Raw genomic sequence first — 14,569 nt, 5'->3', positions numbered from 1 at the left:
TGCTAAATTTGTAACAATTTAATAAATGATACGATATGAAAGAGTTATTTTTAAGTTTTAGGTATTCCTTTAGTTCAGGAACTGGTGAATTGGAAGGTGAGAGATATTTTCAAACTGTATTTATTGATATCTATGCTGAAGATGCCGATAATGAGGGAGATAGTGTGCTGATTGGTAAATCTTGTATAAAAGTTATTTTATTAAGTCAGGCGTTGGAAAATCAGTATGACCTTGCTGAATTAGCGGATATGAATAGAGAATTGGGGCAGATCCTGGATCTTGAGCCAGAGTCGGACCTGGATATTTTCAAACAGTCCATAATAGAGAAATATCCGGAGTGTTGCATGAATAACAATGTTTGCGTATTGGATAGATTGGTACTTATTCCCGAATATAGGGGATACGGAATTTCTAAGAAAGTAATTAAAGATACGATCTTCCATTTTAGCACGGCTTGTGGTTTGTTCGTTATTTATCCTTTCCCCTTGCAATTAGAGGGAGAACATTGTATTTGTGAAGATCCCTGGGAAGACAAGAACTGGTATAAAGGACTTGAAAAGAATGAAAAGAAAGCATTCAGCAAATTGACTTCTTATTTTCAAAAGCTAGGCTTCGAGAAGATAAAAGGTATGGATGATTTACTGTTTTATTGTCCTTTCTTTGTGAATAAGAAACTGGATGAAATAGATTTGAATGAATTGACCGTTATTCCGGGTTAACAGGTAATAAAGAGGAAATATGTAGAATGGCATGCAGATTGGGCAGATATAGATGCTCTCTGCATGCCATTTTACAGATTGAGTTGTTTATTCGCCAGAAAGTACGTATATTTCGTACGATTTATTCGTGCAAACGTAAGGTTGTTCGTAATTAGTATTCACAACAAACAGAAAGAAATGAAGAAACTGAATGCAAATCTGGCAATTATCCTCTTTTTCTTAGTGGGATGCACTGGTTGCCAACAGTCCGGTTCCCAAAATGACGAGATTATCAGTGTCGATGTTACTGCCAGCTATCCTGAAAAGGAACTGATTCTCCAGGATATAATGGATGTGGAATACGTTCCGCTGGAAACCACTGACGAGTTTATCACTCATGGTATTGTGGAAGCTGTCGGTAAAGAATTCTTGCTGGTAAGAAACCGGAACGATGGAAATATCTTTGTCTTTGACAGGAAAACCGGTAAGGGCCTGCGAAAGATAAACCGTCTGGGGCAGGGCGCTGAGGAATATTCCGGTATTTCAGGAATTATTCTGGATGAAGATAATAACGAATTGTTTGTCGTAGACTATACTAAGAATATATTGGCATATGACTTATCCGGAAACTTTAAAAGAAGTTTCAAATTTGCAGATAACAGTTATTATGATGATGTATTCGATTACGACCGGGAACATCTGATTACTTATAAGAAATACTATGGAACACCGGAAGAAAACAGGCAGGCATGCCATATACTGTTTTCAAAGCAGGACGGAAGTGTCACCCGGGAAATACCAATTCCCTTTAAAGAGATGAAGACACCGGTTGTGATGAAAGATGAATTGGTTGTAACGCCTGAGTTTCATATGACATTTCCAGCCAAGGATCATTGGGTGCTTGTGAATACATCTTCCGATACTGTGTACAACTATTTGCCGAAGGGCAATCTAACTCCTTCTATTGTCAGAACTCCCTCCATACAATCCATGGAAGTAGAAGTCTTTCTTTTCCCAACCATTATCACCGACCGCTATTATTTCATGCGGACTATGAAGAAAGAATTGGATTATAAAACGTTTAAAGGATTCCCCGGTACCGATTTGGTATATGACAAGCAGGAAAAAGCAATCTTCAACTACACTATATGTAATGCTGATTACTCGAATAAGAAACAGGTCTCTTTCTTTTCGAAGCCTAAAAATCAAGAAATACCGGTCAGTCTATCTTTAGAAGCCTCTGACCTTACGGAGGCTTATGAAAAAGGACAGCTGAAAGGCCGGTTGAAAGAAATTGCGGCAACCTTGGATGAGGAAGCGAATCCGGTGATTATGCTGATAAAGCATAAGAAATAAAGAAATCAAACAGAGGCTGAGTTTGACCGGTTAAGGGTTAAACTCAGCCTGTCTGTTGTGTATCTGCCGGATAGTCTGTATTTTTGCACAAAATATAAGCATCTGTGCTATGATACAAGAAAACTTCATTAAGATATACGAAAACAGTTTCAAGGAAAACTGGTCGTTACCCGCACTGACAGATTACAGCAAGAACGTCACTTTTACATTCGAGGATGTTGCGAAGGAAATAGCCCGTATCCATATCCTGTTTGAGGAATGTCAGATACGCCGGGGAGATAAAATCGCTCTGATCGGTAAAGACAGTGCCCGCTGGTGTATTGTCTATATGGCGGCTGTTACGTATGGTGCAATCATAGTGCCCATCTTGCAAGATTTCAACCCGAACGACGTACATCATATTATCAATCATTCCGAATCGGTCTTCCTGTTCGTCAGCGACCGTATCTGGGATTCGCTGGAAGAGGATAAGATAGAAGAGATACGCGGTGTGTTCTCTCTTTCCGATTTCCGTTGCCTGCATCAGCGTGACGGCGAAAGCATTCAGAAGTTGATGAAGTCGATGGATGAAAAGATGGCGGAAAAGTATCCGAAAGGATTCAGCAAGAACGATATAAAATATGCCGAACTGGATAACGATAAGGTTGTCCTGCTGAACTATACTTCCGGTACGACCGGTTTCAGTAAAGGCGTTATGCTGACCGGAAATAATCTGGCGGGAAATGTAACTTATGCCAAGACCCTCGATTTGATGTATCGTGGCGACCGCGAATTATGCTTCCTGCCGTTGGCACATGCCTATAGTTGTGCTTTCAACTTTCTCGTACCGATGGCGGTGGGTGCCCATGTCTATATGTTGGGGAAAGTCCCTTCTCCGAAAATCTTATTGAAAGCATTTGAAGAGGTAAAACCGAACCTGATTCTGACCGTTCCGCTGATTCTGGAAAAGATATACAAAAAGATGATTCTTCCGCAGTTGAGTAAAACAACGATGAAGCTGGCATTGAATATTCCTTTGCTGGATTCGCGCATCTATGCCCAGATTCGTAAACATCTGGTGGATGCTATGGGAGGACGCTTCCGTGAAGTGATTGTCGGTGGAGCTGCCATGAACCAGGAAGTGAGTGATTTCCTGTATAAAATCAAATTCCCGTTTACTATCGGTTACGGAATGACCGAATGCGGGCCGCTGATTAGCTACGACCACAATTATGAATATGTGCCCGGTTCCTGCGGGCAAGTCCTGAAAGGAATCATGGAAGTACGTATCGATTCTGATGATCCCTATAATAAGGTAGGGGAAATCCAGGTCCGGGGTGAGAATGTAATGAAAGGCTACTATAAGAATGAAGAAGCAACGAAGAATGCTTTTACCGAAGACGGCTGGCTTCATACCGGCGACCTGGGAACGATTGATGCGGATAACCGTATCTTTATCCGGGGCCGTAGCAAGACAATGATTCTGGGTGCAAGTGGACAGAATATCTATCCGGAAGAGATTGAGTCGAAAATCAATAACCTGCCTTTCGTCATGGAAAGTATCGTTATCGAGAAAAACGGCAAGCTGGTAGCTTTGGTCTATCCAGATTACGACACGGTAGACGGTACCGGAATATCCCATACCGACCTGCCGGTCATTATGGAACAGAACCGGGTTGAGTTAAATAAGCAGCTGGCTTCCTATGAAGTTGTTTCAGAAATACAATTATACCCGACAGAGTTTGAAAAAACACCTAAGAAGAGTATCAAGAGGTATTTGTACAGCAACTATTGATAGGTATCCATATCTTGATTAACAGTCTATTACGCTTGTTGCAAAAAATAATTGAAAAAAAAACATCTTATGTTGTACAACATATATAATTAATACATACATTTGCATCGTTTTACAACAACAAGAAGATATTATAGACCGTTTAAATTAAAGACAAAATGAAAAAGTTAGTTGCATTTGCTGCTATCGTTGCAGCCGTTTCTTTCACATCATGTGGTAACAAATCTGCAGAATCAAATGCTGAAGTAGCTGAAACAGAAACTACAGTAGAAGAAACTACTCCTGCAGTTGTTGAAGAAGAAACAGTAACAGAAGAAGTTGCTCCTGCTGAAGGTGATTCAACTGCTGTTGCTACTGAAACAGAAGCTGCTCCTGCTGAATAATATTCAGTAATCAGTTAAAAGGACAGTCTGTATGCTCAAACATACAGACTTTTTTTGTTTATAACGGTATTCAATATGAAAAGAAATCGAATCATTATCCCAGTTGTCGCATTGTTGAGTCATACGATGTATGCCCAGACCCCGGTTGACATGAATTTGCAGTTGCAGAATGTGGAAATACAGGGTAAACGTATTGCCGGTCTCAATGGCGGTGAGGTTAAACGTCTTCAGGTAGACAAGAACCTGAGCAGTATGACGGGCACGGTATCCGAAGCCTTCCGGCAAATGCCTTCGCTGGTGACCGATATTGAAGGGGGAGTCACTTATCGCGGGTCGGGGAAAGCAGGGATGCTGATTAATGGTATTCCTTACGGGTTGCTGGAGGAATATAGCGGAGATGTCCTTATCCAGTTGCCTGCTTTATTTTTCAACCGGATATCAATGTCTGCCTTGCCTGATATTTCGCTGGTGCCAGATGGGGATGCCGGTGTACTGAACCTTTCCTCTACCAATTATACAAAATCGGATTCGCCGCTGACGGTGACGTTGGGAGCGGGATTGCAGGAACGGTATAATGCCGGAGCAATCGTAAATCTGCATCCGGGAAAATTTCATATCATTGGGAAATATAATTACCGGAAAGAATACCGCGAACGTTCGTTTGACAAGACGACAAAAACGGATGCCGGTACAACCATAATGAATAATAATGCATCGGCACGTCCGGATGTTCATCTGGCCGACCTGAGTGTGGGGTATGACCTGACTTCAAAAGACTTGCTGACTGTCTACGGATTATATCATTTGATGGATTACAGCCGTTATGGGGGAATCAATAATAAGGTCTTGAATCCGGATGGAAGTGTAAAGAACCAGATGACTCGCCATCGTTATAACGACCAGCGTCAGGATGCTTATGCCTTGGAGGCCCGTTGGAACCATCATTTTTCCAATCCGTTGGATCAGTTGAGTGTAACATTCAATTATAATGACTTCGGTTATGATGAGGACAATTACTATGAAAATGAGAAGCCGGGAACCGGAACTATCCTGAAGAAAGACAATATGTTCATCAATCAGGACAAGCATAATTATTATTTTTCTGCTGCTTTCAGTAAGTTGTTTGCTGATGAATGGTATTTCAAAGCCGGATATATCGGACGTATCAAGGATGAAACTTACAGGACGGAGACAAACGACATCGGCTTGGATGATAATAACTGGACTCCCGTTGCAAATAAAACATACGATTATTCTTTCAACCGGAATACCCATTTGTTGTACGCCTCGGTCGACAGACGTTGGGACCGCTTCTCTGCCGAAGCCGGTTTACAGGCGGAAGTCAATGCGCAGAAATTCAAAACACAGAAAAGCAATACTCGTTTTCATGTATATCCCCGGGTAAAGTTTTCTTTACAGACCGGCAACGCGGGTAGTTTGTCATTGAGTTATCTGCAACGCGTGATTCGTCCTAATGGAGCGGATTTGAGTCCTTTCACCAATTACAGTGACCCGACTCATCTGTCACAGGGGAATCCGGATTTGAAGGATGAGTTCATTCATTCATTGGAATTGTCTTATCTGTTGGTTGCAAATCGTTTCCGTTTCTCTCCGGCTATTTATTATCGTAACAAATCGAACCGGATTATGGAAGTGATAAACGAGGAGTCTATCTGGCAGAAAGAGAATATAGGCCACAGCCAGGCATTGGGTTTTGAACTTTCCGGAAACTGGAATCCTATCCGTCTCCTGAATATCGGTTTCTCCGGCAATGTGTACAGAGATGAGATTGATGGCAGAACGGTTGGCTATGAGGAGAAAAAGTCAATGGTTTGTACCGACCTGAAAGGAAGTGTGAGTATTTATATCACCCCGACCACGGAGTTTCAGTTGGATGGTTTCTTTATCTCGGACCAACTGACTCCGCAGGGTAAAATTAAAAGCCACAGCAGTGTGAATGCCGGGCTTTCCCAATATTTCATGCATCGTAAACTGCGTGCCAATCTGAGTATCAATAATATCTTTGACGGCCTGGAAGAGACGACCCTTATCGATACAAGCAAAATGCACATGGAGCAAGTACGCAACCGGGATGCACGGGTGACCTGGCTGACATTGACCTATAGTTTGTAAATGGTATTTTGATGGCGTAGATAAAGATAGATAGGCTCAAATCTTATCAGATACTATCCTGTCATCAACCTCACTTGACTATTACAGGTCTATTTGCCGTCTGCTTTAGCTGACGGACTAGTAAAGAATCTATCTCTTTGGACTTTAGTCCCATTTCTTAAAGCTTTCTATCTGAGAGAAATGTGGCTAAAGCCAAAAAAAGAACCTGCTTATAAACCGTCAGCTAAAGCAGACGGCAAATGAACCTGTAACAGATGAGTCACTTTGACAGTTGGATAGCTCAATTATTTCTATAAATGAATATTTCGTTCATATCGTTATGCCGAATTCTTTTTTCTTTTAGGGATATACAATATCAGGCGAATGGACTGGTCGTATGTGAAGTAGCTCCATACCCATTCGATCAGCACCATCAGTTTGTTTTTGACACCCAGGATAGAACGGAGGTGGACTCCCATCCAAACCATCCAGGCAATGAACCCTTGCAGCTTTAACTTTTTCAGGTCGGCCACCGCTTTATTGCGTCCAACGGTAGCCAGTGTTCCGAGATTTAGATAATGGAAGGCTTTTAATTCTTTGCCCGATTCCAGCCGTTTGAGGTTGTCGGCAAGCAGGTTACCTTGTTGGATTGCTACCTGGGCTACCTGTGGGTGGCCGTTCGGGTAGTCTTCCTCTGTCTGGAAGCAGACATCTCCGATGGCAAAAACGTTTGCCATTCCCGGCATCTGGTTAAATTCATTTACCGTTATTCGTCCGCCGCGGTTTAATGCCTCTTTATCAATATGTTCGAAATGGGTGGCGGTTACTCCGCTGACCCATACGAGTGTTTTGGTGGCGATGGTGGAGTTGTCGTCCAGTATCACTTTTCCGTCCTGATAGTCTGTAACACGGTTGTTGAGTATGATGTTTACTCCCATTCCTTTCAGGAATTTTTCTGCATTGGCTGATGCTTCGGGCGACATCACTCCGAGTAGCCGGGGAGAACCTTCCACCAGGTAGATGTGCATGTCCGACTGTTTCAGGTCCGGATAGTCCTTGGGCATAACGAATCTTTTCATCTCGGCCAATACGCCCGATATTTCAACGCCTGTTGCACCGCCACCGACTATAACTACGTTCATCAGTGCTTGCCGTTCCTCCGGGTCGGTACAGATTGTAGCCTTCTCGAAGTTTGAGAGTAGGGTATTCCTGAGTTCGAGAGCTTCCTGGATTGTCTTCATCGGCAAAGCCTTTTCTTCAATGGTCTTGTTGCCGAAGAAGTTGGTGATAGTTCCCGAAGCAATCACCAGATAATCGTAGGTTAATTCACCGATGGATGTTTCAATCAGATTGCGTTCGGCAATGATGGCTTTCACTTCCGCCATCCGGAAGTAGAAGTCTTTCTGCTTCTGGAATATCTTCCGGAAAGGAAATATGATTGAGCCCGGTTCCAGCCCGGACGATGCTACCTGATACAACAAAGGCGGGAACTGATGGAAATTGTTTTTGTCTATCAGGACAACCTGGAAATTACTCCCCTTCAGTTTATTGGCCAGCTTTAATCCGCCGAAGCCACCCCCTATGATGACTACGCGTTTCTTATTTGTTTTTGCGATGTTGAAGCCCATGATGTTCTATGTTATGTTTTATAATAGAACAATCGGAGACGGAATATGTTCGGATGGAATAGGGGGAAGGCCTTGATTTATAGGATAAGTTATCAGGAATTATGGCTTCTGAAACAAATACTGTTTAAATCCTTCCGTATAATCCGTGCGATAGTCTCCATTCTCATCCGCATAGATAAACATATATTCCAGTTCCGGATGTTGTTGTTGGATTTTGCGGGCTTCTTCGCGGCCCATAGCCATGAAGGCGGTAGCGTAAGCGTCGGCGGTCATGCAGTCGGCGGCGATAACGGTTGCGCTTAGGACGGGCTGTCCGGCGGGAGAACCTGTTCTCGGGTCGATGGTATGGGCGTATTTCTTTCCGTCTTTGATGTAGAAGTTGCGGTAGTCGCCGGAAGTGGCAAGGCCGTGGCGTCCGCATAACAGGAGGATCACCTGCAACTCTTTATTCGTGCCCATCGGATCATCGGATGGCCTGGTGATCCCGACGTGCCAGCATTCACCTTTAGGGTTGACGCCTTTGGCTGTCGTTTCACCACCTATATCGATCAGGTAGTTTTCGATGCCTTTACTGTCGAAGAGGCGGGCGATGACTTCGCAACAGCATCCGTCTCCCAAAGAGGAACAATTCAGCAGAAGGCGGGGATCGTCTTTGATAACCTTCCGTCCCTCCAAACGGACTTTCTGATAACCGACAAATGGACGTATGCTATCTATCATAGCCGGCGTAACACTGTCACTCTTGCTGAATCCGAATCCCCAAAGATTAATAAACGGGGCACAGGTAATATCATAGATGCCATTGGTCTGTCCGGATACTTCCATCGCTTTATTGAAGACTTCGATGAAAAGATCATCGACCTCTATATCTTTGTTTTGGTTTACCTGGGAGATGACGGAGGTAGAATCGAACGGATTGAGGCAATGGTAGTAGCGTTGAAGTTCAGCACTGATTTCATCTTCCAGTGATTCGGTATATTCGAACTTGATTTGATATGGAGTATGAAGCATGCCGGTTACTTCGTAATACTGTTTCTGTTTCGCACAACTGCTCAATAGATATAGAGTGAAAAAGGCAAGTAGGATAGAAGAGTGTTTCATTGTTTTCCGGGATGAATAATATAGGGAGAATTTACTTCTTTTTGCTTTGTTCTTTATAGGGGACTATATATTTAATATACATTCGATTACAGTTTCCTCGTAGTTTCGTGTTTAGGAAACTGTAGTTCCCTGGGCAGGGAACTGTAATTTCCTCGGCAGGAAACGCGCGTTTCTTCCTTAGGAAACTGGAGTTTCCTCCTAAGGAAATTAAGACATATAGGTGGCACGGTGACTTCCCATAAGTGACGTGGTGACTTCCTATAGGTGACATAACCGACCTGCTCCCGTGTCAGGCACGGGGACAGGTTTTCTTTCCGGTTATAACCCCATCAATATCTTCTTCAATACTGTTTGTGCTGAGATTTCCCGGTTGGCTGCTTCGGGGATGACGATGCTTTGCGGGCTTTCGATCACGTCGTCGGTGACGATCATGTTACGGCGAACCGGCAGGCAGTGCATGAAATAAGCATTGTTGGTCAGTGCCATCTTTTCCGTATCGACAGTCCAGGCGCGGTCTTTGCTTAATACCTGGCCATAATTCGGGTCGGCATAGGCGGCCCAGTTTTTGGCGTAGATAAAGTCGGCACCTTCGAAGGCTTTCTTCTGATCATATTCTACGCGGGCATTGCCGACGAACTTCGGGTCGAGCTCGTAACCTTCGGGGTGGGTGATGACGAACTCGTAGTCGGTTGCATTCATCCATTCGGCGAAACTGTTGGGAACGGCCTGCGGTAAGGCTTTCGGATGAGGCGCCCAGGTCATAACCACCTTCGGACGGGCAGTCTTCTTGTATTCTTCAATCGTAATCAGGTCGGCAAAACTCTGCAATGGGTGGCGGGTAGCCGCTTCCATGCTGAATACCGGACGACCGGAGTACTGGATGAATTCGGAGATAATCTTTTCATTGTAATCGTCCGCCTTGTTTTCGAAACGGGCAAAGGAACGGACACCGATGATGTCGCAGTAGCAACCCATGACAGGAATAGCCTCCAGCAAATGTTCGGGTTTGTCGCCATCCATGATGACACCGCGTTCGGTTTCCAGTTTCCAGGCACCCTGGTTCACGTCGAGCACCATCGTGTTCATCCCCAGGTTCATCGCAGCCTTCTGGGTAGAGAGGCGGGTGCGCAGGCTGGAGTTGAAGAATATCATTAGCAGCGTCTTGTTCTTGCCAAGTTCTGTGAATTGAAAGCGGTCTTTCTTGATCTCGAATGCTTCGTTAAGCGCCTGCTTCAGGTCGCCTACATCTTGTACACAAGTGAAATGTCTCATGTTGTTTATCTGTTTATATGAATGGCAAATGTAGTCAATTTAATTGAATGATAACATAGGCTACAAATGCTGTTTCTTACTACTGTCTAATCTGGCCTTCCCCTTCGATAATATACTTATAGGTGGTCAGCTCCGGCAACGCCATCGGCCCACGTGCATGCAGTTTCTGCGTACTGATACCGATCTCAGCCCCGAATCCGAACTGTGCGCCGTCGGTGAAAGCGGTCGATACGTTTGCATAAACGCAGGCGGCATCGACCATCTGCTGGAACAAACGGATTGCTTCTGCCGATTCGCTTACGATACTTTCACTATGTTTTGAACTGTATCGGGCGATGTGCTCCAAGGCTGCGTCGAGACTGGCAACCGTACGGATGCTCATCTTGTAGTCGAGGAACTCGGTACCGAAACTGTCTTCTGTAGCCGGTTGAAGCAGTTCTGATGGATAAAAACCAGCCAGGGAGTTGAAAGCCGGTTGATCGGCGTATATGATTACATGGCTGTCCTTTAACTTATTGCAGATATAGGGCAAGTCACCGAGCCGGTCTTTATGGATGATCAGGCAATCCAAAGCGTTACATACACTGACACGGCGCGTCTTTGCGTTGTTTACGATGGCTTGTCCTTTCTCTTTATCTCCCTCCTTGTCGAAGTAGGTATGGCAGATACCGGCTCCTGTCTCGATTACCGGGACACGGGCATTGTCGCGTACGAAATTAATCAGCGAACTGCTGCCGCGTGGTATGATCAGGTCCACCAGTCCGACGGCATTCAGCAGTTCGGTTGTCGCTTCCCGGTCAGGTGGCAGCAGGCAACAAACAGCCGGGTTTACGCCATGACGTTCCAGCACCTGATGGATGATACCGACCAGTGCCCGGTTAGAGTCGTCAGCATCTGAACCGCCTTTCAATACACAGGCATTGCCACTCTTGAAACAGAGGGAGAATACGTCGAATGTCACGTTGGGACGTGCTTCATAGATCACACCTATTACTCCGAATGGGACGGATACCTTGCGGATCATCATGCCGTTCGGGCGGGTTACTTCGCTCAATACCTTTCCAAGCGGTGAGGGGAGTGTTGCTACATTCCGCATATCTCCGGCAATACCTTCCAAACGGTCGGTTGTCAGTTTCAGGCGGTCGTATTTGGGATTGGCCGGGTCCATACGGGACAGGTCTTTCTCGTTTGCTGCAAGAACTTCGGCTTGCCGGTTCATCAACTCGCCGGCTGTATCGGTCAGGATACGGTTTATGGCTTCGTCGCTCAGCGTGATCAGCTGGCGTGAAGCGGCAACGGTCTGCTGTAATAGGTTCTTAATAGACATTCTTGATAGTAACTTTTCCCCTCTTGAGAGGGGGCAGGGGGTGTGTAATAATTTGCGTGAATGACGGAAGATAACACACCCCCTACCCCCTCTCAAGAGGGGAGTGATTACTACCGGTCGCTATGTTTAGTCTCTAATCCAGATACAGATAGTCATAATGTACCAACGGTTTTATGTCGCGCTGCCCGATCAGCTTCTTTGCTTCATTGCTGTCGTAACCGGTGCAGCCGACACCGAGTTGGATACCTTCCTCATTGACAATCTTTATGATGTCGTTCTTTTCAAACTCTCCTTTAATGGCTGTGACGCCGACTAATAGAAGGCTTGTCGCACGTGGGCCGGTCAATGCTTCTTCAGTACCTTTGTTGATATGTATCTCTCCTTTGGCAAAGCCTTCGGAGTGGGCGATCCATTTCTTTACGCTGCTGACCGGCTTGGCCGCAGGAATGAAACGGGTACATATTTCCGTACTTCCTTTAACCAACAATTGGGGCAGAATGTTTTCCTTTTTCCCGTTGGCAATAATGACGGTTATGCCTTCGTCGGCAACTTTCTGTGCAATGTTGCATTTAGTCAGCATGCCACCCCGTCCGAATGAGGACTTACTGGTTTGTACGTATTCGGAAAGGTCCTGTTTCCCGCCGTCTATTTCGCGGATAACGGTAGAGGCAGGATCGGCAGGATTTCCGTTATAGATGCCGTCGATATTACTCAGGATGATAAGTGCATCCATCCCCATCATGGTGGCGATCAGTCCCGACAGTTCGTCGTTGTCCGTAAACATCAGTTCTGTAACGGATATCGTATCATTTTCGTTTACGATCGGTATCACGTTATTGTCGAGCATCACTTCCATGCAATGTTTCTGGTTGAGATAATGCGTGCGGCTGCCGAAATTCTCTTTCGTAGTGAGCACCTGGCCGCAGGCGATCTTATGTTCGCGAAACAGTTCGAAGTAACGGTTGATCAGTTTGGCCTGGCCTACTGCGGAGTAGAGTTGGCGGGCTGAAACGGCATCGAGCTTCTTGCCGGGTTTCACCTCGCTTCTCCCGGAAGCTACCGCTCCCGAAGAGATTAAAACAACTTCAACTCCCTTCCGGTGTAGTTCGGCTATCTGGTCAACCAGTGCTGACATACGGGTGACGTCGAGTGAGCCATCCTTCCTTGTCAGCACATTACTTCCTATCTTTACTGCTATCCGCTTAAACTGATATGCCATCTTTGCGTTCACGGTTATTTATTGTCTTTATCCCTGATCTCCACGCGACGGATTTTACCGCTGATGGTCTTCGGTAACTCATCGACAAATTCCACTACACGCGGATATTTGTAAGGAGCCGTCACACGTTTCACGTGATCCTGCAATTCCTTAATCAGGGCTTCGCCTGCCTTTTCTTTATAATCGTTAGCCAGTACGATCGTTGCTTTTACTACCTGTCCGCGTATTTCGTCCGGCACACCGGTGATGGCACATTCTACGACTGCCGGGTGTGTCATCAGGGCGCTCTCCACCTCGAACGGGCCGATACGGTAACCGGAGCTTTTTATTACATCGTCGGCACGGCCAACAAACCACAGATAGCCGTCTTCATCGCGCCAGGCAACGTCGCCGGTATAATACATGCCGTCGTGCCAGGCTTCGTGAGTCAGTTCGGCATCCCGGTAATATTCTTTGAACAGTCCGATAGGCTTGCCGCTGGTCGTGTGGATCACGATTTGTCCCTGTTCGCCATCTTCCGCACGGGTTCCGTCCGGACGGATCAGGTCGACATCATATTGCGGATTGGGAACACCCATAGAACCGGGTTTCGGTTCCATCCAGGGGAAGGTTGCAACCGTCAGTGTTGTTTCCGTCTGGCCGAATCCTTCCATCAGCTTGATTCCTGTCAGCTTATAGAATGCTTCGAATACGGCAGGGTTCAGTGCTTCACCGGCAATCGTACAATATTGGAGGGATGACAGATCGTATTTTGTCATATCTTCACGGATCAGAAAGCGGAAGATTGTTGGAGGTGCACATAAAGAAGTGATTCTGTAGTCCTGAATCATCTGTAACATATCGGCTGGTGTGAACTTCTCATGGTCGTAAACGAAAACAGTCGCACCGGCGATCCATTGTCCGTATAGTTTTCCCCAGACGGCTTTTCCCCATCCTGTATCGGCAATCGTCAGGTGAAGACTGTCGCGGTGCAGGTTATGCCAGAAACTACCGGTCACGATATGTCCCAGAGGATAAGTGAAATCGTGTGCCACCATCTTCGGATTACCTGTCGTGCCCGATGTAAAATACATCAGTGAAATATCGTCATTGCTGTTTGGATGAGACGAACGAACGAATGGGGCCGCATCCTCGATTCCCTTATGGAAATCTTCGAAGCCTTCCGGTATTTCAGGACCGACAGAGACTAATTTCTCGATAGTCGGAGAGTCCGGCATGGCGTCGATAATATGTTTGGTAATGATTTCTTCGCCGGCGCAAACGATCATTTTTATATCGGCTGCGTTATTGCGATAAACAATATCTTTTTTAGTCAGCAGGTGAGTTGCCGGAATAACAACCGCTCCTAACTTATGCAATGCGATAATCGAGAACCAGAATTCGTAACGGCGTTTCAGGATCAGCATCACCATATCGCCATGTCCGATTCCCAAAGACTGGAAATAGGCAGCCGTTTGATCGGTGTATTTCTTCAGATCGGCAAATGTGAAATCAATATGTTCGCCTTGGTCGTTTGTCCAGCACAAAGCCTTTTTGTCGGGTTCTTCGGCGGCCCATGCATCTACTACATCATATCCGAAATTAAAGTTCTCGGGTACTTTTATCTTGAAATTCTTTATAAAATCTTCCTGAGACGTAAAAGACGTCTGATCTAAGAATCTTTCTAACATAATTTATTTATTTAACGGACAAGGATAGT

The 14,569-nt window shown here is 45.4% G+C and carries 11 protein-coding genes; 5 read left to right on the top strand and 6 right to left on the bottom strand.

The features are described from left to right. The first annotated feature begins 35 nt into the window (after positions 1-35). From NBH14_RS06480 to NBH14_RS06460, 5 genes are all read left to right on the top strand, one after another. Positions 36-719, top strand: a complete 684-nt coding sequence (locus NBH14_RS06480) for a hypothetical protein (RefSeq protein ID WP_186958320.1) — start codon at positions 36-38, stop codon at positions 717-719. A 177-nt stretch (positions 720-896) separates the two neighbouring features. Next, positions 897-2,054, top strand: a complete 1,158-nt coding sequence (locus NBH14_RS06475; protein WP_186958319.1) for a 6-bladed beta-propeller — start codon at positions 897-899, stop codon at positions 2,052-2,054. Positions 2,055-2,163: 109 nt separating this feature from the next. After that, positions 2,164-3,828, top strand: a complete 1,665-nt coding sequence (locus tag NBH14_RS06470; protein ID WP_007654123.1) for an AMP-binding protein — start codon at positions 2,164-2,166, stop codon at positions 3,826-3,828. Positions 3,829-3,986: 158 nt separating this feature from the next. Continuing rightward, positions 3,987-4,211, top strand: a complete 225-nt coding sequence (locus NBH14_RS06465) for a hypothetical protein (RefSeq protein WP_007654122.1) — start codon at positions 3,987-3,989, stop codon at positions 4,209-4,211. Positions 4,212-4,286: 75 nt separating this feature from the next. Then, positions 4,287-6,344 carry an outer membrane beta-barrel family protein gene (locus NBH14_RS06460; protein WP_186958318.1) on the top strand — a complete coding sequence of 686 codons (2,058 nt, stop codon included), beginning with the start codon at positions 4,287-4,289 and terminating at the stop codon, positions 6,342-6,344. 317 nt (positions 6,345-6,661) lie between these two features. Here the strand turns inward: NBH14_RS06460 and NBH14_RS06455 are convergent, their stop codons facing one another. The 6 genes from NBH14_RS06455 to NBH14_RS06430 form a co-directional block, all read right to left on the bottom strand. Then, positions 6,662-7,951, bottom strand: a complete 1,290-nt coding sequence (locus NBH14_RS06455; RefSeq protein ID WP_186958317.1) for an NAD(P)/FAD-dependent oxidoreductase — start codon at positions 7,949-7,951, stop codon at positions 6,662-6,664. A gap of 99 nt (positions 7,952-8,050) precedes the next feature. Next, entirely contained in the window at positions 8,051-9,052 is a 1,002-nt protein-coding gene (locus NBH14_RS06450; protein WP_128135780.1) for an FAD:protein FMN transferase, read from the bottom strand. A 318-nt stretch (positions 9,053-9,370) separates the two neighbouring features. Continuing rightward, positions 9,371-10,324 carry an N-acetylornithine carbamoyltransferase gene (locus tag NBH14_RS06445; protein ID WP_186958316.1) on the bottom strand — a complete coding sequence of 318 codons (954 nt, stop codon included), beginning with the start codon at positions 10,322-10,324 and terminating at the stop codon, positions 9,371-9,373. 79 nt (positions 10,325-10,403) lie between these two features. Beyond that, positions 10,404-11,651 carry a glutamate-5-semialdehyde dehydrogenase gene (locus tag NBH14_RS06440; RefSeq protein WP_186958315.1) on the bottom strand — a complete coding sequence of 416 codons (1,248 nt, stop codon included), beginning with the start codon at positions 11,649-11,651 and terminating at the stop codon, positions 10,404-10,406. Between the two features lie 133 nt (positions 11,652-11,784). Continuing rightward, positions 11,785-12,870 carry a glutamate 5-kinase gene (proB, locus tag NBH14_RS06435; RefSeq protein WP_186958314.1) on the bottom strand — a complete coding sequence of 362 codons (1,086 nt, stop codon included), beginning with the start codon at positions 12,868-12,870 and terminating at the stop codon, positions 11,785-11,787. A gap of 14 nt (positions 12,871-12,884) precedes the next feature. Further along, positions 12,885-14,540 (bottom strand): AMP-binding protein, encoded by a 1,656-nt coding sequence (locus tag NBH14_RS06430; protein ID WP_186958313.1) that lies wholly within the window; start codon positions 14,538-14,540, stop codon positions 12,885-12,887. Between the last annotated feature and the right edge of the window lie 29 nt (positions 14,541-14,569).

It is taken from the genome of Parabacteroides caecihominis (assembly GCF_023656785.1).
In the GTDB taxonomy this organism is placed as follows: Bacteria; Bacteroidota; Bacteroidia; order Bacteroidales; family Tannerellaceae; genus Parabacteroides; species Parabacteroides segnis.
This window is presented reverse-complemented; position numbering and strand designations above follow the sequence as displayed.